This window comes from Reinekea marina (assembly GCF_030409715.1).
GTDB classification, from domain to species: Bacteria; Pseudomonadota; Gammaproteobacteria; order Pseudomonadales; family Natronospirillaceae; genus Reinekea; species Reinekea marina.
On record NZ_JAUFQI010000001.1, the window covers coordinates 1,015,168 to 1,039,331 of the forward strand.

The 24,164-nt window shown below is 45.2% G+C and carries 21 protein-coding genes and 1 tRNA gene; 16 read left to right on the forward strand and 6 right to left on the reverse strand.

What is annotated here, in order from left to right; translation table 11 throughout:
• Positions 1 to 15: 15 nt before the first annotated feature.
• From QWZ13_RS05360 to QWZ13_RS05375, 4 genes are read right to left on the reverse strand one after another with little or no spacing between them, the layout of a single operon-like run.
• Positions 16 to 639: a CDP-alcohol phosphatidyltransferase family protein gene (locus QWZ13_RS05360; RefSeq protein ID WP_290280854.1), complete on the reverse strand. Its 624-nt coding sequence runs from the start codon at positions 637 to 639 to the stop codon at positions 16 to 18.
• Positions 632 to 1,270, reverse strand: coding sequence for an ATP-binding cassette domain-containing protein (locus tag QWZ13_RS05365; RefSeq protein WP_290280855.1), 639 nt, complete (start codon positions 1,268 to 1,270; stop codon positions 632 to 634). The genes QWZ13_RS05360 and QWZ13_RS05365 overlap by 8 nt, the downstream gene beginning before the upstream one ends.
• 7 nt (positions 1,271 to 1,277) lie before the next feature.
• Complete coding sequence (locus QWZ13_RS05370; RefSeq protein ID WP_290280857.1) at positions 1,278 to 3,005, reverse strand: ABC transporter permease; 1,728 nt, start codon at positions 3,003 to 3,005, stop codon at positions 1,278 to 1,280.
• Positions 3,005 to 4,285 carry an ABC transporter substrate-binding protein gene (locus QWZ13_RS05375; protein ID WP_290280858.1) on the reverse strand — a complete coding sequence of 427 codons (1,281 nt, stop codon included), beginning with the start codon at positions 4,283 to 4,285 and terminating at the stop codon, positions 3,005 to 3,007. Before QWZ13_RS05375 ends, QWZ13_RS05370 begins: the two co-directional genes overlap by 1 nt.
• Positions 4,286 to 4,371: 86 nt before the next feature.
• Between QWZ13_RS05375 and glnE the strand changes: the two genes are divergently transcribed.
• Positions 4,372 to 7,176 carry a bifunctional [glutamate--ammonia ligase]-adenylyl-L-tyrosine phosphorylase/[glutamate--ammonia-ligase] adenylyltransferase gene (glnE, locus tag QWZ13_RS05380; RefSeq protein WP_290280859.1) on the forward strand — a complete coding sequence of 935 codons (2,805 nt, stop codon included), beginning with the start codon at positions 4,372 to 4,374 and terminating at the stop codon, positions 7,174 to 7,176.
• Between the two features lie 136 nt (positions 7,177 to 7,312).
• Complete coding sequence (locus QWZ13_RS05385) at positions 7,313 to 8,311, forward strand: branched-chain amino acid aminotransferase (protein WP_290280860.1); 999 nt, start codon at positions 7,313 to 7,315, stop codon at positions 8,309 to 8,311.
• A gap of 56 nt (positions 8,312 to 8,367) precedes the next feature.
• On the opposite strand, the gene yhbY is transcribed toward QWZ13_RS05385, so the two are convergent.
• Positions 8,368 to 8,682, reverse strand: coding sequence for a ribosome assembly RNA-binding protein YhbY (gene yhbY / locus QWZ13_RS05390; RefSeq protein ID WP_216001419.1), 315 nt, complete (start codon positions 8,680 to 8,682; stop codon positions 8,368 to 8,370).
• Positions 8,683 to 8,765: 83 nt separating this feature from the next.
• Here yhbY and rlmE point away from each other — a divergent pair, with 83 nt between their 5' ends.
• The 12 genes from rlmE to truB all read left to right on the forward strand — a co-directional run bounded on the left by rlmE (position 8,766) and on the right by truB (position 21,323).
• Positions 8,766 to 9,386, forward strand: a complete 621-nt coding sequence (rlmE, locus tag QWZ13_RS05395; protein ID WP_290280861.1) for a 23S rRNA (uridine(2552)-2'-O)-methyltransferase RlmE — start codon at positions 8,766 to 8,768, stop codon at positions 9,384 to 9,386.
• Between the two features lie 46 nt (positions 9,387 to 9,432).
• Entirely contained in the window at positions 9,433 to 11,364 is a 1,932-nt protein-coding gene (gene ftsH, locus QWZ13_RS05400) for an ATP-dependent zinc metalloprotease FtsH (protein ID WP_290283280.1), read from the forward strand.
• Between the two features lie 86 nt (positions 11,365 to 11,450).
• Positions 11,451 to 12,281 (forward strand): dihydropteroate synthase, encoded by an 831-nt coding sequence (gene folP, locus QWZ13_RS05405; RefSeq protein ID WP_290280862.1) that lies wholly within the window; start codon positions 11,451 to 11,453, stop codon positions 12,279 to 12,281.
• A gap of 24 nt (positions 12,282 to 12,305) precedes the next feature.
• A complete protein-coding gene (glmM, locus tag QWZ13_RS05410; protein WP_290280863.1) occupies positions 12,306 to 13,652 on the forward strand; it encodes a phosphoglucosamine mutase in 1,347 nt (448 codons plus the stop codon).
• 114 nt (positions 13,653 to 13,766) lie between these two features.
• Positions 13,767 to 14,522, forward strand: a complete 756-nt coding sequence (gene tpiA, locus QWZ13_RS05415; protein ID WP_290280864.1) for a triose-phosphate isomerase — start codon at positions 13,767 to 13,769, stop codon at positions 14,520 to 14,522.
• Between the two features lie 5 nt (positions 14,523 to 14,527).
• Complete coding sequence (gene secG, locus QWZ13_RS05420; protein WP_252729144.1) at positions 14,528 to 14,866, forward strand: preprotein translocase subunit SecG; 339 nt, start codon at positions 14,528 to 14,530, stop codon at positions 14,864 to 14,866.
• A gap of 9 nt (positions 14,867 to 14,875) precedes the next feature.
• Positions 14,876 to 14,962 (forward strand) — tRNA-Leu (locus tag QWZ13_RS05425).
• Between the two features lie 356 nt (positions 14,963 to 15,318).
• On the forward strand, positions 15,319 to 15,774 hold the full coding sequence (rimP, locus tag QWZ13_RS05430) for a ribosome maturation factor RimP (protein WP_216001414.1): 456 nt from the start codon (positions 15,319 to 15,321) through the stop codon (positions 15,772 to 15,774).
• 61 nt (positions 15,775 to 15,835) lie between these two features.
• Positions 15,836 to 17,329: a transcription termination factor NusA gene (nusA, locus tag QWZ13_RS05435; RefSeq protein WP_290283281.1), complete on the forward strand. Its 1,494-nt coding sequence runs from the start codon at positions 15,836 to 15,838 to the stop codon at positions 17,327 to 17,329.
• A 17-nt stretch (positions 17,330 to 17,346) separates the two neighbouring features.
• Positions 17,347 to 19,923, forward strand: coding sequence for a translation initiation factor IF-2 (infB, locus tag QWZ13_RS05440; protein ID WP_290280865.1), 2,577 nt, complete (start codon positions 17,347 to 17,349; stop codon positions 19,921 to 19,923).
• 75 nt (positions 19,924 to 19,998) lie between these two features.
• On the forward strand, positions 19,999 to 20,403 hold the full coding sequence (gene rbfA / locus QWZ13_RS05445) for a 30S ribosome-binding factor RbfA (RefSeq protein ID WP_216001411.1): 405 nt from the start codon (positions 19,999 to 20,001) through the stop codon (positions 20,401 to 20,403).
• 2 nt (positions 20,404 to 20,405) lie between these two features.
• Positions 20,406 to 21,323, forward strand: coding sequence for a tRNA pseudouridine(55) synthase TruB (truB, locus tag QWZ13_RS05450; RefSeq protein WP_290280866.1), 918 nt, complete (start codon positions 20,406 to 20,408; stop codon positions 21,321 to 21,323).
• On the opposite strand, the gene QWZ13_RS05455 is transcribed toward truB, so the two are convergent.
• Entirely contained in the window at positions 21,282 to 21,434 is a 153-nt protein-coding gene (locus QWZ13_RS05455) for a hypothetical protein (protein ID WP_290280867.1), read from the reverse strand. The two genes, truB and QWZ13_RS05455, sit on opposite strands and share 42 nt — an antisense overlap.
• 29 nt (positions 21,435 to 21,463) lie before the next feature.
• Here QWZ13_RS05455 and rpsO point away from each other — a divergent pair, with 29 nt between their 5' ends.
• Both rpsO and pnp read left to right on the forward strand, forming a co-directional pair.
• Positions 21,464 to 21,733 carry a 30S ribosomal protein S15 gene (gene rpsO / locus QWZ13_RS05460; RefSeq protein ID WP_216001409.1) on the forward strand — a complete coding sequence of 90 codons (270 nt, stop codon included), beginning with the start codon at positions 21,464 to 21,466 and terminating at the stop codon, positions 21,731 to 21,733.
• 196 nt (positions 21,734 to 21,929) lie between these two features.
• Positions 21,930 to 24,053 (forward strand): polyribonucleotide nucleotidyltransferase, encoded by a 2,124-nt coding sequence (gene pnp, locus QWZ13_RS05465; protein WP_290280868.1) that lies wholly within the window; start codon positions 21,930 to 21,932, stop codon positions 24,051 to 24,053.
• Positions 24,054 to 24,164: the final 111 nt, after the last annotated feature.

Here is a 24,164-nt window from a genome sequence, read left to right on the forward strand (position 1 = left end):
GAGCGCATCGCTTATTTAGGCTTTGCGCTCTTGTTCGGTTAACGTAAAAACACCGCTACGAACCCTGATCACCGTTGTTACCGCACACAGACCAGCAAAAATCCACGCAAATATTGCGAAATGCATCGGCCATATACACATCAGCACAAAGAAGGCGATGGTTTCGGTCCCCTCTGTTATACCGTTCAAGTAATAAAAGCCTTTACTAGGGTAAGTCATTGAGGATAATTGTCGACGTTCTGCAAAAATAGCAAAGGCTAAAAAACTAGCCCCCGTACCCATAAAAGAAAATATCAAGGCGCTAGCAGCAAGCGCATTAGCGTCTGGGTTTGCCAAAGCGAAGCCAAAAACAATGCCAGAGTAAAAGATAAAATCCAACACAATGTCTAAAAACGCTCCGGTGTCGGTCGCAGATTGTAATCGAGCAAGCTCACCGTCTAATCCATCGGCTAAGCGATTTAATACAAGAGCCACAAGCGCCCAGTTATAGTGTTCAAAGGCGAGCAAAGGAATACTCAACATGCCGATAAAAAAACCGGTTACGGTGACATGATTGGCCTTGATATCTAACTTGTTTAACAGCTTAGCTGTGTTACCGAGCGCAGGTTTTATTAATTTTAAGGACCAACGATCAAGCATAGTGGCTCTCCAATATCAACGTGGTACTGCCTTCGGGTACATCTTCTTTATCGTGAGTTACCAGTAAAGCTGGAATATTGTACGACTGTATTTGTTCAAACACTCGCTCTCTAAACTGTGCTCTCAATTCAGTGTCTAGTTTTGAAAAGGGTTCATCTAATAAAATGAGACTGGGATTAGAAAGTAAAGTGCGAAGTAAACTGACACGAGCGCGTTGACCTCCAGAAAGTGTCGAAACATCGCGATGTTCAAACTTTTCTAATCCTGAAGTCATCAGGGCTTGGTGAACTCTGTCCAGTTTCTCTTTCTTATTCATACTCGCCGGTAGGCCAAAAATTAAATTTTCGCACACATCGAGGTGAGGGAAGAGCAAGTCATCTTGAAAGAGAATGCCAACACCGCGCTTTTCTATCGCGACGCCTTTCAACGATTGATCATTTAAGATGAGATCGCCATGCATTTGAAAATTACCCGCGAGAGTACCTGAAATGGCCGCCAGTAAGGTTGACTTGCCTGAACCACTTGGGCCCATTACAGCCGCAATTTCACCATTTGCAACGGTTAAGTTTAACGCATCAAATAACGGTTTTTGATTCAAGTGGATGGTCAATTGCTTAATGATAAATGACATAGGTATCCTATTCAGTATGGCTCATCGATCGATGTTGTCTAAATCGAATGGCCGGTATAACAATAGCGAGTGTAAAAATGGCAAGCGGCAGTAATTGTTGCCACATAGCCAAAACCGCTATCATTCTTCGGTTGCTGCCCGATGTCATCGCAACGGCTTCTGTTGTGATGGTAGCGTAGTGGCCGGCCCCCACAAAAAGAGTCGGTAAATATTGCGCAATGGAGACAGAGAATCCAATAGCGAACGCATAGAGAATTGGGCGTAGCAACATGGTAAATTTAATTTTGAAGTAAGCGCGAATGGGTTGCCCCGATAATGACTTAGCGATGTAGCTATAGCGATCGTCATAATTTCGATAAGGCTCACTCAAAGTTAAAAACACATAAGGTATAACAAACACTAAGTGAGACCAGAGCACCGCCAACCAGTGCCCATCTAAATTTAGGTAAATTAGACTCACTTGAAACCCAAATAAGAAAGCAACTTGTGGCACGAGCAACGGTAAATAAAGCCAAAGTAATAGCCAGCTAGAGTTGATATTGTGACTATATTTATAGCGCAGCCGTACCTCGTTTTCTAAGGCTAATAAACAGAGAATCACGGCGAGCACAGCTGAGCATAGTGCTATTGAAAAGGTTGTTGTTAGCGTTTCTGATAGGCGATCAAAGGACCTTAGCCAAGAAGTGTTGGTCAGAGCGCTAGGAAAAATGTCTGGGTACCGCCATCGTTGTGCAATGCTCCATAAAAAAGTTACCGTCAACGAAAAAAAGTAACTGACAGTCAGCATCAGCAGCGTTGTCATCGACAACCCAAAGAGTATTTTTTGAGGGGCTTTACGACGGTTTCCTTTGGCTAACTGTCGAGACCTTAGCTTTGTTAAAAGCTGCTCAATTATTCGAACCCCAAGTAAACAAACGAGCACTAAAATTAATAGTGCACTTGCCCCGACAGCGCCTAAAAACCGATGCGATAAGTCGGCATCTGTAAATAAGCGCGTGATCATAACCGCGGCCGTGGGCGGTGCCGTTGGTCCTGCGATTATCGAAATATCGACCACCGATAATGAATACGCAATGACCGAATAAAAAGGTAGCCTCAGTCGCTGGTATAACTGTGGAAATAGTAGCCATGTCCAGGTAAATACCTTGGAGTACCCTAGGCTAGCCCCTAGCCAAAGTGTTTTAGAAACCTTTAGCGTTGGTAAAGTGGCTAAGGCCATAAACAATAAAAACGGAGTTTCCTTTAATAATAATATCAAAGTTAAGCTCAGGCCTTCACTGTCTTGTAGTGTTGTTATTATGGGAGGGCGATTAAACCATCCGGTAACCTCATGAATGGCTCTAAAAAACCACCCACTTGGGGTGATTAAAAAACCAAAGCCAATTGCGAAAGCCGCATGCGGGATTGATAAAATCGGTGCTAAAAAACGCTCTAATTTTTTAAAAATTGTTGAAGGGTATAAGCCCAGCAAAAGTATGAAGACACTCATAAGTGCCAGCAGAGAAGAAAACAACCCTGTACTAAGTGATAACCAAAATGCTTTGCCGACGCCGGGATAGTTGGTAAAGCTGATCAACGGAGTTAATGAGAACTCTGATTGCCCTAGCGCGGGTAAATAACCCGCAGCAGGCAACCAAGTGCCTAATAAACCCACAACGACAGGCCCTAAAAAGAGCCCTGCCATTAACCAAGGTGCAATAGCTATCCATGCATGGCGATTTAAACCTAATAACATTAATTAGCGTAACGAGCCAACCAGGCTTTTTCTAACGCTTCCACCCAACTCGTGTGTGGTTCACGTAACACTGAGCCTAATTCTTCATCTGACAAGGTTGCTTGGCCAAGAGGAAGGCTTTCGAATAAAGCTTTGTCTTCAGCGTTCAGTTTTTGCGTTGACAGTACCGTTGGGTCGCCCCAAATACTAGGGTCGGCTTTACGAGCTTGAGCGACAGGCGACATTAAGAAATTAGCTACGACCATTGCCCCTGCACTGTTGCTGGAGTTAAATGGAATAGTCACAAAGTGGGTATTCCCGATAGATCCGCCATCATGGACATAGGTTCGGATGGATTCTGGCAGCTCACCGGTTGCAATGGCGTTACTAGCGTCATTTGGGTTAAAACTGAGTGAAATATCGAGTTCACCATCATTTAATAGCTGCTTCATTTGTGGCGCGCCTGAAGCAAAGGTTTTTCCTTGACCCCACATGTGCGGGTGCAAAGCATCTAAATAATTCCAAAGTGGTGCCGTTACGGTGTCAAAATCTGACACTGCAACCGGTGCATAGAGTGCTTCTTTATTGTCAGTTAACTCCAGTAATGCTTGTTTGATAAAGGTGGTTCCATAAAACGACGGTGGCGCAGGGTAAGTGACACGTCCTGGATTTTGTTCGGCATAATTTAGTAATTGGTTCATATTTTTAGGAGGCTGAGAAACTTGCTCTGTGTCGTACATAAAGACTAATTGAGCCATGCCCCAAGGAGCTTCCATGTTATCGACCGATGTAGTGAAGTCGAATAAAGTAGTGGGTTTGTTTTCAGTATCAACATAGGCGTAATTTGGGAGTTTTTGCGTAAAAGCGCCTAGTAATAAACCGTTTTGTTTCATGGCTCTAAAGTTCTCGCCGTTAATCCAAACTAAATCAACAGCTCCTTCGGTAAGCTTGCCCGCGGTTTTCTCAGATAATACTTGGCTAACAACATTGCCTGTTTCTGTGACTCGAACATGCTTTAAGGTGACATCATGGCTTTTCTTAACCTGTTCTCCAGCCCATCGAATATAGTCGTTAATAGTTTCACTACCACCCCATGCATGAAAGTACACTGTTTGTCCTTGAGCTTTTTGTTCAATGTCGCTCCAGTCTTGGGCAAAAAGCGATGTTGCTGAAAACAATGTGCCGGCTATGCAAAGCTGAGCGAGAGTTTTAATGCTCATTAAAATGTCCTTAATATTTTTGTAGAGTCGTTGCAATTTAACAAAGACTCGCAAATGATAGTAGTCATACGTTTGATACAAGACATTAGATGCGTCAAAAAGTTCCCCAGATGCGGTTAACTTAAGGGCAATACATACTGACAGTCTATTAAGGAGACATAGCCGTCATGGATAAACAGCTCGCAAAAGCACTCCAAGCGATGAAATCACTCGATCAATATATTCAATGTGATCATAGTGATGCCGCCGATCGTTTATTGATGGCAAGCCCTTGGTTGTGTGACTGGCTAAAAAAACAACCCGATTGGAATCGCGAGCTTGAGTTTTTTAAGCAGGAAACCGACGCCAATGCCGAGTTAGAAGCACTTGCCAATCAATGGACGCTCGATAACGAACCGTCAGTTATGCACGATCTTCGGGTTTGGCGTAATCGGCACATGGCTCGTTTAATGGCTCGTGATGCCTTGCAGTTGTCGACAGTGCGCGAAACAGCGAAACAAGTGAGCGATCTTGCTGACAGTGCGTTGCAATTCGCCGTGTGGTGGGCTGAACAATTTTGGCAGCTTAAAACGGGTGCACCTGCGGTTTGTCCATTTTCTGGTGAAAGCCAGCGGCTTCATGTTATTGCCATGGGTAAGCACGGAGCTCAAGAGCTTAATCTTTCTTCAGATATTGATTTGATTTTTGCTTATCCTTGCGAAGGGGAAACAAGTAACGGCACGCCACACGAACAATATTTTACGAGGGTAGGTCGAAAGGTAATTCAATTGCTCGATGCACGAACAGCCGATGGCTTTGTGTTTCGCGTAGATATGAGATTACGCCCATGGGGGCAATCTGGAGCATTAGCCTCAAACTTTAAAGCTCTAAACAACTATTATCTACAGCAAGGTCGTTTCTGGGAGCGCTTTGCCATGGTAAAGGCTAGAGCCGTAACAGGAACCGCAGAGTCAAAATACGAATTGGAGCAATTGTTAAGCCCATTTGTGTATCGGCGATATGTTGATTTCCAAGCCGTAGGGGCACTTCGTGAACTCAAGGTGAAAATTCAACAAGAAGTCCGTCGCCAAAATTTAGGACGAAATATCAAGCTCGGAAAAGGTGGTATTCGAGAAGTTGAATTTATTGCTCAAGTATTTCAACTGGTGCGTGGTGGCCAAGATGAATCGTTGCAAACGCGGGGAACTTGGTCCGCCTTAACGCAAATTGCAGCGTTAGAGCTTTTGCCGAATGAAGTGGTCAATCAACTCATCAATGCATACGATTTTCTGAGAGATTTAGAGCACAAAATTCAAGCGCTGCGCGATGAACAAACCCAGATGTTGCCTACCGACGATAGCGACTTAGAGCGTTTGGCTGCAAATATGAACGAACCAAGTGTAGAAGCCTTGCTAGGTAAGTTAGAACAGGTTCGTAGCTCTGTGAATGTACATTTTAGCAATTTGATTGCCGAAGAAGAGCCGGTGAATAAAATTTCGTCGATTGGTCCTTTTGTCGAAGCATGGCAATCTAAGGCATCTCTAACAAGCTTAAAGTGCACGCCAGAATTAACCGACCTGATAATGCAGTTTTCTGAACATCCGACCATTCAAAAACTGACCGATGAGTCGCTTCAAAATTTAGATAATTTCATGCCTATTTTATGGTATGAATTGAGTCAGTTTTCCGACGGCGACCGGCGTTTTACGATCATACGTCCCATTTTGGAAGCCATATTGCGGCGGTCATCTTATTTTGTATTGCTCTCAGAAAATCCGCAGGCCATTCGAGAGCTGGTGAAGCTAGCGCCATTGAGTTCGTGGATAACAAAGCAGTTTAAAGAAAATCCGTTTCTATTGGATGAGCTGACAGACCTAAAGAGTTTGTACCAGTTACCACGGCAAACTGAGTTGCATGATGAAATTCAGCAATTAATGTTAAGGGTTCCTGAGGATGACTTGGAGCGACAGATGGAAGTGTTACGGCATTTTCACCACGCTCGTATTCTTAGGGCGGCGGCTTGCGAAGTGACGAATCAATTGCCATTAATGAAAATATCCGACTATTTAGCGTGGGTGGCTGAAGTAGTCGTGGATCAGGCGTTGGCGATTGTTTGGCGGCAAATGATTGCCAAACATGGCCGCCCGCTGCAAACCAATGGCGATTGGTGTGACTTCCCATTTGGCGTAATTGCTTATGGCAAAATGGGTGGGTTAGAAATATCCTATGAATCCGATTTGGATTTAGTTTTTATTCACGATGCCGACACGAACGGGCAGACCGAAGGCCCTTCTGTAATTGAGAACGTTGTGTTTATGGCGCGACTGGGGCAAAAATTGATCCACATGCTGAGCAGCAACACGCCTTCGGGGATGTTGTATGAAGTTGATACCCGATTACGACCTTCTGGAAGCTCGGGTTTATTAGTAACCAGTTTACCGAGCTTCGAAAAGTATCAGCGCAATGATGCTTGGACCTGGGAGCACCAAGCGCTAGTGCGCGCCCGATTTATTGCAGGTGATAGAAATCTTAAGCAAAAGTTCAATGCATTGCGCCGGGATATCGTTTGCAGCAAGCGAGACCTTCCTGTTTTGAAAAAAGATATCGTAGAAATGCGTGCAAAAATGTCATCTCACCTCTCAACAAAATCTGAGTTAGAAGGCCGATGTTTTGATATTAAACATGACGCCGGTGGCATCGTCGACCTTGAGTTTATTGTTCAGTATTTGGTGTTGGCGTATGCGAATGAATACCCTGAGCTCGCGAAGTGGTCAGACAACGTCCGCTGCATTGAGGCCTTGGCGAAACATGGCTTGATTACAGAGGGCGAAAAGGGAGATTGGATGGAGGCCTATTTGGCGCTGAGGCAAGAAGTTCATTACGCTATATTGCAAAATGAAAACAGGCAGCGGCTCATTGAAGAATTGCCGGAGACCTTTGTCAAAGCGACACAAACTATCGTTAATATTTGGCAAGATAAGATCATTCATTAGGCCGCTGTAAATGCGTTGTGTACAGTGCAATGAACAGTTGCAAGCATTGCGGTGGAAAGGCTGTATTTGTGACTGGTGATTTTAGATCAAATTGCCTTACAATGGCTTTAATATCGCACTTATAAGAGAAAACAACATGGCTGCATTTGGTACCGTTTTTATTCCAGAGATGACGTTAGCAAGTTATTCAGATAACCAATGGAGCGACAGCGAAATTGTCCCTTCAAATAAGCTTGAATTTCATCCTGGGGCACACGTTTTACATTATTCAAGTACCTGTTTTGAAGGTTTGAAAGCCTTTAAGCACGAAGACGGTTCAGTCAATATTTTCAGAATGGAAGCAAACATTGCGCGTATGGTGCAAAGCTCACAATTGTTAAGTTTGCCTGCAATTAATGAAGCCCTATTGTCGAAAATGATCACCGATATTGTCGAAAAATACGCCGACGAAACCCCAGCACCACCGGGTTCTATGTATATTCGACCAACACACTTAGGTACTGAGGCCGCGATTGGAAAGGCGGCGGCACCATCGTTGAGTTCATTGTTGTATGTTTTGCTTTCGCCGGTCGGTGATTATTTTGCCGGTGGCGCACAAGCGTTACGGTTGTTATTAGAAGAAGATGGCATGCGTTGCGCGCCACACATGGGGATGGTTAAAAGCGGCGGAAACTACGCCAGTGCCTTAGCCCCTATCTCTCAAGCACGTGAAAAATACAACGCTGATCAAGTATTGTTTTGCCCAGGTGGCGATGTTCAAGAAACCGGTGCGGCAAACTTTATCTTAATCGATGGCGATGAAGTGATTACCAAAGCGCTAGACAGTTCTTTTCTGCATGGCATAACGCGTGATTCTATTCTAACCATTGCACGTGATTTGGGGATGAAAGTATCAGAGCGTGAGCTCAGTGTTGATGAGTTGCTTGAGCGTGCTGCAAAACCCGGTACAGAAGCCGCGCTTTCTGGAACAGCCGCCGTTTTAACGCCGGTCGGAACTTTAATTCATAAGGATAAAGAGTTTTCTGTGGGCAGTGGGCAGGCTGGTCCGACAACGGAGCGTTTGCGCCAAGCTCTCAATGCCATTCAGTGGGGTAAAGCTGAAGACAAGCACGGTTGGTTAACTAAGATTAAATAGCAATTTTGCGCACTTTAGTTGACGAAAAATTTCGTAAATTAAAGTGCGCTCACCGATTACAGGTGTGAGAATCGACTGATATTCGATAATTTCGGGTTCGGCTCTTTCGCTTTTTTCAAGATTAAAGCAATGTGACCAATTTGTTGTACTAAAATTGCACCACATTGCCCTGTGATGGCTTCGATGATGGCCTTTTTGTCATCACGATCTTCGGCAACGATTTTCACTTTAATTAACTCGTGGTCGTTCAGTGCTCGTTCAATTTCTGTCATCACGGATTCGCTTAGGCCCTTATCAGCTACCGTTACAACGGGGTTTAGCTGGTGGCCAATGGTGCGAAATCGCTTTTTTTGGTCTTGAGTTAATTTCATATTCTGTTTATCTCATGTTTAAATGTTATCGAAACATCGTAATTGTACTTTAGATAGTACAAATTACCTAAAGAGGAATTGAATTGGCACGATCAAAAAGCAGCAAACAGTGGTTGGATGAGCATTTTGATGATCGATACGTGAAAATGTCGCGTCAAGATGGCTATCGCAGTCGCGCAAGCTATAAATTATTGGAAATCTGTGAAAAAGGGCAACTGATCCGTTCTGGGATGACAGTTGTAGATTTAGGCTCAGCACCTGGTGGCTGGTCTCAGGTCGCGGCGCGGTTAGTCGGTGACAAGGGCCGAGTCGTTTCTTCTGATATTTTAGAGATGGATTCTATTGCCGGCGTCGAGTTTATTCAGGGCGACTTTACGGATGACGGCGTCTTTCAGAGCCTTCTTGAATGTATTGGAGAATCACCCGTTGACCTTGTAATATCGGATATGGCCCCCAATATGAGTGGCAATGCATCGATTGATCAACCGGCAGCCATGTATTTGGTCGAGCTGGCGTTAGATATGGCGCAGTCTATTCTTAAGCCAGGCGGTGGATTTATAGCAAAAGTTTTTCATGGCGAAGGCTTTGATGATTACATTAAAACTATTCGTCAGCAGTTTACAAAAGTTACAATGCGTAAACCGGAAGCTTCTCGAGCACGTTCACGAGAAACCTATGTGGTTGCTTCAGGTTATAAAGGATAAGTTTGTACGTAACATTCATTACGTAAGAAGGTGAAAGTTGAACGATATGGCGAAGAATTTAGTACTTTGGCTCATCATTGCAGTGGTTTTACTGGCTGTATTTAATAATTTTGACATGGCGCCAAGCGCTGAAAAAGTGAACTACTCGCGATTTGTGCAGCAAGTGCAGCAAGATCAGATACGTTCAGTTGCCTATTCAGGTCAGGCCATAGTGGGTGAGCGTCGAGATGGCACTACCTTTGAAACTGTGCGTCCGCCGCAAACCAGCGACCAAGAATTGATCGAAAATATGATCGCGCACGGAGTGGAAGTGCAAGCCAAACAGCCTGAGCAGCCTAGTATTTGGACTCAGCTTATAGTTGCCTCTTTCCCAATCTTAATTATTTTAGCGGTCTTCATGTTTTTCATGCGCCAAATGCAAGGTGGCGGCGGTGGTGGCAAAGGCCCGATGAGCTTTGGTAAAAGTAAGGCTCGTTTGCTCAGTGAAGACCAAATTAATACCACCTTTAAAGATGTTGCAGGTGTAGAAGAAGCCAAAGATGATGTTCAAGAATTAGTCGAGTTTTTAAGAGACCCAGGTAAGTATCAGCGTTTGGGCGGCAAAATCCCTCGCGGTGTGCTTATGGTTGGCCCTCCTGGTACGGGTAAAACCTTGCTAGCTAAGGCGATCGCGGGTGAAGCGAAAGTACCTTTCTTCTCTATTTCTGGTTCTGACTTTGTAGAGATGTTTGTCGGCGTAGGTGCATCACGTGTGCGCGACATGTTTGAGCAGGCTAAAAAGCAAGCCCCTTGTATTATCTTTATTGATGAGATTGATGCTGTTGGCCGATCACGTGGCGCTGGTATTGGTGGCGGTAATGATGAGCGCGAGCAAACTTTAAACCAGCTTTTAGTTGAAATGGACGGTTTTGAAGTGAATGACGGTGTGATTGTTATTGCCGCTACAAACCGCCCAGATGTACTAGACCCTGCGTTATTACGCCCAGGTCGATTCGATCGCCAAGTAACTGTTGGCTTGCCAGATATCCTTGGTCGTGAGCAAATTTTAAAAGTTCATATGCGCAAAGTGCCAATTGCTGACGATGTCGATGCTGCGATTGTTGCGCGAGGTACGCCGGGCTTTTCTGGTGCCGATTTAGCGAACTTAGTCAACGAGGCTGCGCTGTTTTCAGCCCGCTTAAATCGTCGCTTAGTCTCAATGGAAGAATTTGATCGCGCCAAAGATAAAATCATGATGGGCGCTGAGCGTAAAGCCATGGTGATGTCTGAAAAAGAAAAAACTAATACCGCTTATCACGAAGCAGGGCATGCCATTGTGGGTAATTTGGTCCCAGACCATGATCCTGTTTATAAGGTGAGTATCATTCCTCGTGGCCGCGCCCTGGGTGTGACCATGTTCTTACCGGAAGAAGATCGTTACTCTATCAGCAAGCGAGCGCTCCAAGGCCAGATCAGCGGATTATACGGTGGCCGAATTGCCGAAGAAATGACGCTAGGCGCCGAAGGCGTAACCACTGGGGCATCGAACGATATTGAGCGAGCTACTGCAATCGCCCGCAACATGGTGACTAAATGGGGTTTAAGTGAGTTAGGTGCTCAGCAGTTTGAAGAAGAACAGCAAGGCTACTTAGGCAGCCAAACTACAGCACTGGCGGCTTCTCAAATGACAGCGCAAAAGGTAGACGAAGAAGTTAAACGAATTCTTGATGCCAGCTACAAAGAGGCTTACCGCATTCTAGAAGAGAACCGCGATAAGCTAGAAGCTATGAAAGATGCATTGTTGGAATATGAAACCATTGATGCGGCACAAATTGAAGACATCATGGCAGGCAAAACGCCAAGAGCACCGAAAGGCTGGGAAGATCGAGACAAGCCTAGCGCTAAAGCTGAGCCAGAAGTTAAAGCAGGTGAGGATTCAGATGAGCGAGTATCAAGACCTGAAGAGTCTTCTGAACCAAAGTCGGATGATGACGCCTAACGGTAGTTCTTAGAGGTTGAATCTACATTAAAAATCGGGCATCAGCCCGATTTTTTGCGCTTTACCGTCGCCAAAAGGAGGCCAGCTTGTCATCATTTCTATTTAAAGATCGTTCGTTGCCTTTGAATCGAGCTCATGTCATGGGCGTGCTCAATGTAACACCTGATTCTTTTTCCGATGGAGGTCGGTTTAATCAATTAGATGATGCGGTTGTTCAGGCTCAAAAAATGGTAGCACAAGGTGCTGCATTTATTGATGTAGGCGGGGAAAGTACTCGCCCTGGTGCAGATCCTGTCTCGGAACAGCAAGAACTCGATCGCGTCATTCCAGTCATTGAACGTCTTTCGAAGGAATGCGATGCGATAGTTTCTGTAGATACCAGTACCGCAGCCGTCATGCAGGCCGCAGCCTCGGCCGGTGCGCATCTGATTAATGATGTTCGGGCGTTAACACGACCTGGGGCTATAGAAACAGCAGCGAAAACAGGTTTGCCAGTGTGTTTAATGCACAGTAAAGGTGAACCGAAACATATGCAAAACAATCCGCATTACGAAAATGTGGTGTCTGAAGTCTGTGATTATTTACGTGACCGAGTTCAGGCTTGTATAGAGCAAGGTATTGATAAACAGAAAATCATGATTGATCCTGGCTTTGGCTTCGGGAAAACATTAGAGCATAATCTTCAGTTAATGAATCAATTGACTGAGTTGCAGTCAATGGGCCTGCCAATGTTGGTCGGCGTATCTCGCAAGAGCATGGTGGGTGCCGTGTTGAATAAAGCTGTCGAAGAGCGCTTAATTGGCAGCTTAGCTCTGGCCGCGAAAGCGCTTTGTTCAGGCGCTTGGGTCATTAGAGCGCATGATATCGACGAAACCGCGCAAGTGGTAACCCTGTTAAATGCCGTTCACCAAAGTTGAACGCACGTACGTAGGAGAGTAGTAGTGAGTAAAGGAAAAAAGTATTTTGGTACGGACGGAATCCGAGGTGAAGTCGGTAAAGGTGTCATTAATCCTGATTTTGTCTTAAAGCTTGGCTGGGCCGCGGGTCGCGTTTTTTCGCGAGAAGGCCGAGGCAAAATAGTCATCGGTAAAGATACGCGGATATCTGGTTATATGTTTGAGTCTGTGCTGCAGGCCGGGTTAGCATCGGCGGGCTGCGACAGTTTGCTGGTGGGGCCAATGCCAACGCCCGCCATTGCATATTTAACACGTACCTTCAGTGCTAATGCGGGTATTGTTATTTCTGCCTCACACAACCCTTATTATGATAATGGCATTAAGTTTTTCTCTGCTGACGGTACCAAGCTACCTGACGACATTGAACACGCCATTGAGAAAGAATTGGAACAAGTATTACTTACCTCCGCCAGCGCCGATTTAGGTAAGGCGCGACGTATCGATGATGCCAATGGCCGTTATGTTGAGTACTGTAAAAGTACATCGGGCTACCTGCATTTAGACGGCATGCACGTTGTATTGGATTGCGCCCACGGAGCGACCTATGATGTTGCGCCAAAGGTGTTTCGGGAACTCGGCGCAGAAGTTACAGTCATTGGTGCTCAGCCTAATGGGCTTAACATTAACGAAAAAGTTGGCTCGACGGCGCCGTCCGCTCTTCAAGCAAAAGTGCTTGAGGTCGGCGCTGACATCGGTATTGCCTACGATGGCGATGGCGATCGGTTAGCCATGGTAGATCATGAGGGGCAAATAGTTGATGGCGATGAGCTTCTTTTTATTTTAGCTAATCACTATAAAACAACCGGAATCGTTAAAGATGGCGTAGTTGGGACGTTAATGACCAATCTAGGCTTGGAAGTGGCCCTGAAAAAAATTGGCCTGAAATTAGTACGGGCAGATGTTGGCGATCGCTATGTTAATGAGCAGCTAACCGCGCATGGATGGCAGCTTGGTGGTGAAAACTCTGGTCATCTGGTGTTAAAGCATGTTTCCACAACGGGTGATGGAATTGTAGCTTCTTTGCAGGTATTGGCTGCATTGCTCGCCGCGAATCAGACGCTGTCTCAAGCTAAGTCGGGTATGCGTAAATATCCTCAGGTCATGATAAATGTAAAAATGCCCAAAAAGATGGATGTTCTCTCCATTCCGGCGGTAAAAGAGGCCGTTGCTCAGGCCGAAGCAGACTTAGCCGACACCGGCCGGGTGTTGCTGCGACCTTCTGGAACCGAGCCTGTTGTGCGTGTCATGGTAGAAGGTGAAGATGTAAATATTGTGAAGCCGGTCTGTGAAAAGCTGGCTTTAGCGGTCGAATCCGCCGTAACAAAAGGCTAATCATCTGATTTTGTTGGCTTTTTTATAACCACTTAAGAAGATTTTTTACCAGTTGCGCTTGCTCTGCAAGTGCAAACTCAGTAAACTCTGCGCCCGCTTAAAGGAGGCAATACTATGACAACGCGTCGCACGCTTGTAGCTGCAAACTGGAAAATGAACGGAAATAAAGAGACAGTCGCATCTTTGTTGACTGCATTTAAATCGGGCATGAACGGTTCATCGGACGTTGCTGTATTTCCTCCTGCTTTATATGTTGCGCAAGCAGCCGAGTTGCTAAAAGACACCGATATCGCCTATGGCGTGCAAAATGTCAGTGCTGAAGCATCAGGTGCCTTTACCGGTGAGCTGAGTCTTTCAATGGTAAAAGAATTTGATTGCCAGTATGCACTTATTGGCCATTCTGAGCGCCGTGAGCTGTTTGGCGAAACAGATGCGCAAATTGCACAGAAAGTTAAAGCGACGTTAGAATCTGGTGTTATCCCTATGTTGTGTATAGGTGAAACATTGGCGCAGCGAGAATCTGGTGTTACAGAAGACGTTGTAAGAACACAAATTCAAGCGGTTTTGGATGCAGTAGGAATTGCGGCATTCGACACCATTGTTGTTGCCTATGAGCCGGTTTGGGCTATAGGAACAGGTAAAACAGCTAGCCCAGAGCAAGCACAAGAAGTGCACGCTTTTATTCGTGGCATGCTAGCAGCAGAAGATGCTGCAGTGGCAGCAAAAACGAGAATTTTATACGGTGGCAGCGTAAAGGCCGCCAGTGCTGAAGCGCTATTTGGCCAGCCTGATATCGATGGCGGACTGGTCGGGGGTGCATCATTGATCGCAGATGAATTTGTAGCAATTTGTAATGCTGCAAAAGGGTAATTGATATGGGTATTGAAAAAATCGTATTACTAATACACGTAGTTTTAGCCGTTGGCGTTATTGCCTTTGTGTTACTGCAGCGTGGAAAAGGCGCGGATGCTGGTGCTTCTTTTGGAGGCGGTGCTTCGCAGACTGTTTTCGGTTCAGAAGGCAGTGGCAACTTTTTAACGCGCACAACAGGTATTTTAGTGACAGGCTTTTTTGTGACCAGTATGGCGTTAGCCTTTATTGCACAGGAAAAAGCAAATAGCTTAGAAAGTATCAATGTTCCTGTAGTTGAGGCTGTAGAGACCGATGTCCCTGCTGCTACTTCAGCTGACGAGAATGCTTTGCCTGCTGAATAATAGTTTTATGCCGACGTGGTGAAATTGGTAGACACGCCACCTTGAGGGGGTGGTGGGCTTACGCCCGTGCTAGTTCGAATCTAGTCGTCGGTACCATATTTAAAAAGGCCTGTTAAACTGCAGGCCTTTTTTTATGGCTTGGTTGAAAGTTGCAGTAGTTATCCGTATACTACCGCGCTGATTTTAGAGGTCTTAGACTTCAATGATAATGGCTCCAAAGTGGGTGTTATCGCTTCAACTTCGGTTGAATAGCACCGCGGTGCTGCAGAGTACTTTGAGAGGGCTCTGGTAAAAGGTATTTGTATTAGGCCCCTCTTTGAAGGGGTTTTTTAGTTTTTGGAGATCTGCATTTTAGGTCTTCAACGTAAGATGGGCTTTAGGATGAGCGTCTTAGATGTTTTTCCCATAGTGCCCATTTTTTATAGCTGTCGAAATTAGGTGAACAACTTTTAATGGCAAAAGTAGATGAATTAACAGCGTTAATCGATCCCGTTGTAACCGGGATGGGCTTTTCGTTGTGGGGGATTGAATACATCCGCAGTGGGAAATACTCCACATTAAGAATTTATATCGACCACGAAGATGGTATTGGTGTTGATCACTGTGCTGATGTCAGTCGACAAGTAAGCGCAGTCATGGATGTTGAAGACCCCATCTCAACTGAATATACCTTAGAGGTGTCATCACCGGGTATGGATCGTCCTTTGTTCACACTCGAGCAATACAGCGCTTTTGTGAATGAATGGGTAGAGATAAAGCTTAAATACGCGTTTGAAGGTCGACGAAACTTCAAAGGTGTCATCGTCGGTATAGAAGAAAGTGATGTGGTGATTGCCGCTGACGGTGAAGAATTTTTATTACCAATTGAAAGTATAGATAAAGGTCGGGTCATTCCGAATTTTAGCTAAATTATAAAATTTAAACTTAATATTGAGCAAATTGCTTGAGCGAAAGGAAGGGGCTGAGACGATGAGTAAAGAAATTCTTTTAGTCGTAGATGCAGTAGCGAACGAAAAAGGTGTTTCGCGCGAAGTCATCTTCGATGCAATGGAGCTAGCATTAGCGACCGCTGCAAAAAAACGATTAGATGATGAAGGTGAGCCAGACGTTTACGTATCTATAGATCGTAAAACAGGTGAATATAAAACATTCCGTCGCTGGGAAGTTAAAGGCGATGATGAAATGTCTATTTTAGGTTCTCAGTGGACCACCGAAGAAGCTCGTGAAGTTGACACTAACTTACAACCGGGCGATGTATACGAAGTTGAAATCGAAAGTGAAGGTTTTGGTCGTATCAGCGCGCAAGCGGCGAAACAAATTATTGTTCAGAAAGTACGTGATGCTGAGCGAGCTCGAATTGTAGATACATACCGTGAGCGTATTGGCGAAATGGTATCGGGTACTGTTAAAAAGGTAACTCGTGAAGCGCTGATTGTTGATCTTGGTAATAATGCAGAAGCTATTCTACCTCGAGAAAATATGATTGGCCGTGAGATGTTCCGATTAGCGGATCGCGTTCGCGCGGTTTTACAGTCAATTAAAACAGAAGGTCGTGGACCACAACTCGTATTGAGCCGTTCTAGCAACGAAATGTTGATTGAATTGTTCCGTATTGAAGTGCCAGAGATTCAAGAAGAAATTATTGAAATCCGCGGCTGTGCACGTGACCCAGGCTCGCGAGCTAAAATTGCTGTTAAAACCAATGACGGGCGAATTGACCCAGTTGGCGCATGTGTTGGTATGCGTGGCTCACGTGTTCAAGCTGTTTCTAATGAACTTGGCAATGAACGCGTTGACATCATTACTTGGGATGATAACCCAGCACAGCTGGTCATTAATGCAATGGCGCCAGCTGAAGTTGCATCGATTGTGATGGATGAAGACACCAATACAATGCAAGTTGCCGTAGAAGAAGACAACCTAGCTATGGCGATTGGCCGAAGTGGTCAAAACGTTCGTTTAGCCAGTGAGTTGACGGGTTGGACAATCAATGTAATGACTGAATCTGAAGCCGGCGAAAAGCAGGAAGAAGAGACCGTTAAACTGATTCAAAACTTTGTTGAAAAGCTTGATGTTGATGAAGATATTGCCGTTGTACTGGTCGAAGAAGGCTTTGCAACTTTAGAAGAAGTGGCTTATGTACCGATCGATGAAATGTTAGAAATCGATGGGTTTGATGAAGACATCGTTACCGAACTTCGCCAGCGTGCTAAAGACGTACTAGTGACGTTAGAGTTGGCAAATGAAGAACAGTTAGATTCTGCACAACCGGCTCAAGACTTACTTGAAATGGATGGTATGAATGAACCTCTTGCTCGCTTAATTGCATCAAAAGGCATTTGCAGCATGGAAGATTTAGCTGAATTGAGTATCGATGAGCTTGTAGAAGCTGGCGAAATTGACGAAAAATTTGCTGGTGAATTAATTATGACTGCGCGTGCGCCGTGGTTTGAGAATGAATAAACGGGAAGGAGTTATTAATGTCTGAAGTTACTGTAAAAGAGTTGGCCGCATCGGTCGGCACTCCCGTTGATCGACTGCTCCAGCAGATGGGCGCAGCGGGTCTGCCACATAAAAAAGAAACAGAATCTGTAAGCGATAGCCAAAAGAAAACGTTGCTGACTTATTTAAAGACAAGTCATGGTGAATCAACAGACGCACCAAAGAAAATTACGTTAAAGCGTAAAGTAACGACCACTTTAAAAACAGGTGGTGGCTCAAAGGCTAAGACAATTAGTATTGAAGTACGTAAAAAGCGTACTTATGTTAAGCGTGACGAAGCTGATGCACAGCAAGATGCACCCGTAGCCGATACTTCTACGAATACAGAAGATCGTGCTGCTCGTCGAGCAGAAGAAGATGCTAAATTAGAAGCAGCGCGTGCTAAAGCCGCTCAAGAAAAGCAAAAGCAAGAAAAAGCGGCTCAAGCGAAAACTGAAGAAAAATCAGTTGCTGGAAAGGAAGCTAAGAAAAAGCCAGTAGCAAAAGCTGAACCTGTGGCTACTGTTGCCGATGCTGAAGCTAAAATGGGTAAAGACAATCGTGTTGCTGAGAAAAAGAAACATGAGAAGTCTCGCCCAAGTGGTCCTCGCTTAGAAGATGGTCAAGCCAACGCTCCGCGTAAGGCTGGCCATAAAAAAGGCGGCGTTAAATCTGAAGCGCAACGAACTTCGCAGCACCGTACGGGTAATAAGCATCAACAAATGCTGGATGCTTTAAATGATAACGGTGGTAGCCGTCGTCGTCGTCCTAAGAAGATGAAGAAGTCAACTGAACATCAATTTGAAAAGCCAACAGCTCCGGTTATTCGCGAAGTTGAATTAGGTGAAGCAATCAGTGTTGCAGAGTTAGCGGGTAAAATGTCAGCTAAGTCGGCAGAGGTCGTAAAGATTTTGTTTAAGATGGGCGTTATGGCCACCGTAAACCAAATTCTAGATCAAGATACTGCAATTTTAGTCATCGAAGAGATGGGTCATAAGTATCAAATTGTGAATGAAAACGCACTTGAAGATACGATGATGGAAGTTGAGTACGATGGCGATGTTGCAACGCGTGCGCCAGTCGTCACTGTTATGGGCCACGTTGACCACGGTAAAACCAGCTTACTCGATTACATTCGTGAAACACGTGTAACCGCGGGTGAATCTGGGGGTATAACTCAGCACATTGGTGCTTACCATGTTGAATCTTCACGTGGCATGATTACCTTTTTAGATACTCCGGGTCACGCCGCATTTACAGCAATGCGTGCTCGCGGTGCGAAAGCAACCGATGTTGTTATTTTGGTTGTTGCCGCAGACGATGGCGTAATGCCGCAAACCATTGAAGCTATCCAGCATGCGAAAGCAGGCGGCGTGCCTTTGGTTATTGCGATAAACAAAATGGATAAAGAATCGGCTGATCCTGAGCGTGTGACCAATGAATTGGCACAACACGATGTGATCCCAGAATCTTGGGGTGGCGACACTCAGTTCATTCAAGTCTCGGCGCATACTGGCCAAGGTGTAGATGAGTTGCTAGAAGCCATTTCACTGCAAGCTGAACTTTTAGAATTAAAAGCTCACCACAGCGGCCCAGGTAAGGGTGTTGTCATTGAGTCTAGCCTAGATAAAGGGCGTGGCGCCGTTGCAACGGTTCTTGTTCAAGCCGGCCAGTTAAATCGTGGCGACATTGTATTAGCGGGTACCTTCTATGGGCGTGTTCGTGCTTTGTTTGACGAGGCGGGTAAGCCATTAGATAAAGCTGGGCCTTCTATTCCATGTGAAATTTTAGGTTTAAACGGAACGCCAGGTGCGGGTGATGAGTTTGTTGTGACCGAAAGTGAACGTGCAGCCCGTGAAGTTGCTGACTTACGAGCTTCACGCTCGAAAGACGCTGCTCATGCAATGCAGCAAGCGGCTAAGTTAGATGCGTTGTTTGCAAATGTAGGTGACAACGAAGTACGCATTCTAAACGTAGTCTTAAAAACAGACGTACGTGGTTCACTAGAAGCCATCAATGGCGCTTTAATGAAGGTTGGTAACGAAGAAGTGCGCGTTAATATCGTTTCTGGTGGTGTTGGTGCCATTTCTGAATCTGACGCTAACTTAGCGATTGCAGCCAATGCCGTTGTCTTTGGTTTTAACGTTCGTGCAACCGGTAAAGCGCGTGAAGTTATTGAGCGCGGTGGTTTAGACTTACGTTACTACAACGTTATTTACGATCTGATCGATGATGTGAAGTCTGCATTAAGCGGCATGTTATCGCCTGATCTTCGTGAAGACATCGTGGGTCTTGCTGAAGTACGTGACGTGTTCAATTCACCTAAATTCGGCCAAATTGCGGGCTGTATGGTAGTTGAAGGTACGGTTTACCGTAACAAGAAAATCCGTGTACTGCGTGATGAAGTTGTTATTTATGAAGGTGAACTTGAATCATTGCGTCGGTTCAAAGACGATGTACAAGAAGTTAGCCGCGGCATGGAATGTGGTATCGGTGTTAAGAACTACACTGATGTTAAAGCTGGCGATAAAATCGAAGTGTTTGACGTGAAAGAAGTAGCACGTACCATCGATTAATCGGTTCGGTTATTTATAAAAGCAAGCCGGCCGCAACTAAGTTTGAGGCCGGTTTTTTATTTTAGAGGGTTTATTATGGGTGCAAACTCGAGTCGAGTACGTCGAATTGGTGATCAAATTCAACGTGATCTTGCGAAGATTATTCAGCAAGAAGTGAAAGACCCACGCGTGGGTATGGTGACGGTAAACGACGTGAAAGTGTCGAGCGACTTATCATACGCAGACGTGTACTTCACTTGCATGGCGTTTGGTCGCCAAGATGCGGTGCAAGAACGTGGCGAGCAAGAGAAAATATTGAATAACGCTGCAGGTTTTATGCGCACCAAATTGGCGAAAGGGTTAAATATGAGAGTGATTCCTTTGTTGCGCTTTCATTACGATAAAGTCATTGATACCGGTTCAGAGTTATCGGCATTAATTGATCGTGCGATTGATGAAGATAAGTCTCATCAAACGAATTCGGACGATTCAGAAGGATAGTTATGGCTCGGCGTAAAAAAGGTCGGCCAATTTCGGGTGTGTTGTTAGTTGATAAGCCGCTCGGTTTTAGCTCCAATCAGATACTTCAAAAAGCAAAATGGTTGTATCAGGCACAAAAAGCGGGTCATACCGGCACTTTAGACCCCGCAGCCACTGGGCTGTTGCCCATTTGCTTTGGTGAGGCCACTAAGTTTTCCCAATTTTTGCTCGATGCTGAAAAGGCTTATTTAACCACCGGTGTTTTTGGGATATCCACCGAAACATTGGACGCGGAAGGTGAGGTAACGCAAGAGCGAGAGGTGCCCAATATTTCGGAGCCTCAATTGCAGGCCGTGTTATCGAAGTTTACCGGTGATATTGAGCAAGTCCCCCCAATGTATTCCGCCTTAAAGCGCGATGGAAAAAAGCTCTACGAGCTGGCACGAGAGGGCATAGAGGTAGAAATAGACCCAAGACCCGTCACCATTACGCGCAATGATTTGCTACGATTTGAATCGCCAGAATTCGACTTAGACGTTCAGTGCAGTAAAGGTACCTACATTCGCACGCTTGTGGCGGATATAGGTGAAGAGGTTGGTTGCGGCGCGCACGTAAAAACCTTGCGACGTACTCGTCATGGTCAATTCAACATTGATCAAGCCATATCTTTGGAAGTGCTCGAAGGGCTGCGTGAGGCCGAAAACTATGAGGCGTTAGATGCTTTGTTGGTTTCATTGGATGAATTGTTAGCTGATTTGCCGAGAATTGACTTAGACGAACACCGTGCCAAGTACTTTTCGAATGGTAATGACGTGAATTGTGACGCCAGTGCTTGTACCGCAAGAGTTTACTTAGATGACCGCTTTTTAGGGGTTGGTCGAGTGTCCGAACAACGGCGCTTACAGCCAGAAAGACTGGTCTCTAAAGAAGTTGATGCATAACCCATGCAAATAGTTGGTTAGCAGCGTTAGGTGATGTATAATCCGCCGCGATTTAGTCCTAATTGGGCTAAATTGGAATGCGGCTGTTAATGTGCACGGCCCGCACTCCATTATTTAGGCACATTCTTGGAGTTAGTACGATGGCATTAAGCGTCGAAAAGAAAGCGGAAATTTTAAAAGAATACGGTCAAGGCGAAGGCGACACTGGTTCTCCTGAAGTTCAGGTAGCACTATTAACTGCAAACATTGAAACGTTGCAGGGTCACTTCAAAGAGCACGCGAAAGATCACCACTCGCGTCGCGGTCTAATCCGTATGGTAAACCAGCGTCGTAAGTTGTTGGATTACTTGAAGCGTAAAGACGTAGCACGCTACGCATCTTTGATTAAGCGCTTAGGTTTACGTCGATAAACCCCGCTGTCTTCAAAAGGGCTCCTCATCGGGAGCCCTTTGTCGTTTTACCTTCTGATGAACTCTTTATAAAACTTAAAATGAAATAAAGCCTCTTCGGTTACTGCCCAGTACAACGCATTGGGGCTTCTATCGATGTATTTGATCGCAAGTACATCGATAGAAGCATCGTAGAGGCCTCAAATGAGGAAACTAAATGTTAGATTTAACACCTAAGACAAAACAATTTGAATTTGGCGGCAAAACCGTCACGCTAGAAACCGGTCGTGTAGCACGTCAAGCAACCGGTGCTGTACTTTGTACTATTGACGACACGGTTGTTTTAGCAACGGTTGTTGGCGCTAAAGACACTAAGCCGGGGCAAGACTTCTTCCCGTTGTCTGTTCACTATCAAGAAAAATTCTACGCGGTTGGTAAAATCCCGGGTGGTTACTTAAAGCGTGAAGGTCGTCCTTCTGAGAAAGAAACACTGACGTCTCGTTTAATTGACCGTCCAATTCGTCCGTTATTCCCTAAAGGCTTCATGAATGAAGTTCAGGTTGTGATTAACGTAATCTCTGCAAACAAAACAGATGATCCAGATATCGCAGCAATGTTAGCGACTTCGGCCGCTATTTCTATCTCTGGTATTCCTTTCAGCGGCCCTATTGGTGCAGCGCGTGTAGGTTACACCGATGAGCGTGGTTACTTTGTTAACCCATCGTACGAAGAATTAAAAGATACTCGTTTAGACATGGTTGTAGCCGGTACTGAAGACGCTGTACTTATGGTTGAATCAGAAGCTGAACAGCTTTCTGAAGACCAGATGTTAGGCGCTGTATTATTTGCACACCAAGAATTCCAAGTAGCCATTGCCGCTATTAAAGAGTTCGCTGCCGAAAACGGAAAGCCAACTTGGGATTGGGCACCAGAAGTTGAAAACGAAGAATTAAAAGCCGCTGTTGCAGGCGCTTACGGCGCTAAAATTTCTGAAGCTTACCAAGTGTCAGACAAAATGCAGCGTTATGCATTATTAAACGAAGTTCGTTCAGCTGCAGTTGCTGAGCTTACAAATGAAGAAGCGGGTGTTTCTGCCGATGACGTAAGCGCTATGTTCTCTAAAATCGAGAAGCAAACCGTTCGTCAGCGCATCATCGAAGGCCAACCTCGTATTGATGGACGTGATGGCAAAACAGTTCGTGGCATTGAAGTTGATATCGACGTGCTTCCAGGCGCCCACGGTTCTTCATTGTTCACACGTGGTGAAACTCAGGCTATCGTTACCGCTACATTGGGTACGCTACGTGATGGCAAGATGGAAGACATGCTTCATGAGAAAAACACCGATCACCTAATGTTGCACTACAACTTCCCTCCGTTCAGCGTTGGTGAAGCAGGTCGAATGGGTGGTGTTGGTCGTCGTGAAATCGGTCATGGCCGTTTAGCTAAGCGTGGTATTTTGGCGGTTATGCCAGATATCGAAGAATTCCCATACACGATTCGTTTGGTATCTGAGATTACTGAATCTAACGGTTCATCTTCTATGGCTTCTGTTTGTGGCGCATCGCTTGCGCTTATGGACGCCGGTGTTCCTGTTAAGCACCCAGTTGCGGGTATAGCAATGGGCTTAGTAAAAGAAGGTGATAAGTTCACTGTTTTAACTGACATCTTAGGTGATGAAGATCACTTAGGTGACATGGACTTTAAAGTAGCCGGTACCGAGCAAGGTATTACAGCGTTACAGATGGATATCAAGATTCAAGGTATCACTGAAGAGATCATGGAGATTGCATTAGAGCAAGCCATGGACGCACGTCTTCACATCTTGCGTGAAATGGCGAAAGTGATTGGTTACTCACGCCCTGAGCTACCAGACAACGCACCTTCTATGGATGTTATGAAAATTGACACCGACAAGATTCGTGACGTTATCGGTAAAGGCGGCGCAACCATCCGTTCTATCATCGAAGAAACAGGTGCTGAAGTTGATATTCAAGACGACGGTTCTGTCCGCATCTACGCACCAACTAAAGAAGCCGCTGATGCCGCTAAAGAGCGCATCTTAGGTATTACAGCTGAGCCTGAAATTGGCGCAGTATACTTAGGTAAAGTTGCACGTTTAGCCGATTTCGGCGCATTCGTAACCTTCTTGCCTGGTAAAGACGGTTTGGTACACATTTCTCAAATCGCTCAAGAGCGTATCGAGAAAGTATCAGACAAGATCAGCGAAGGCGAAGAAGTCGTTGTTAAGATCTTAGACGTCGACGCACGTGGCCGTGTTAAATTGTCTATGAAAGAAGTAACAGAAGAAGATAAAGCTAAGTTAGCATCTGCTGAGTAAGTCTTTACTTCTAAGAATAAGCCCGCATTTGCGGGCTTTTTTTTGTGTTAAATAAAGCAATTGACGTGCATTAACTATTAATCATCGTAACCAATAATCTAAATTTCTTTG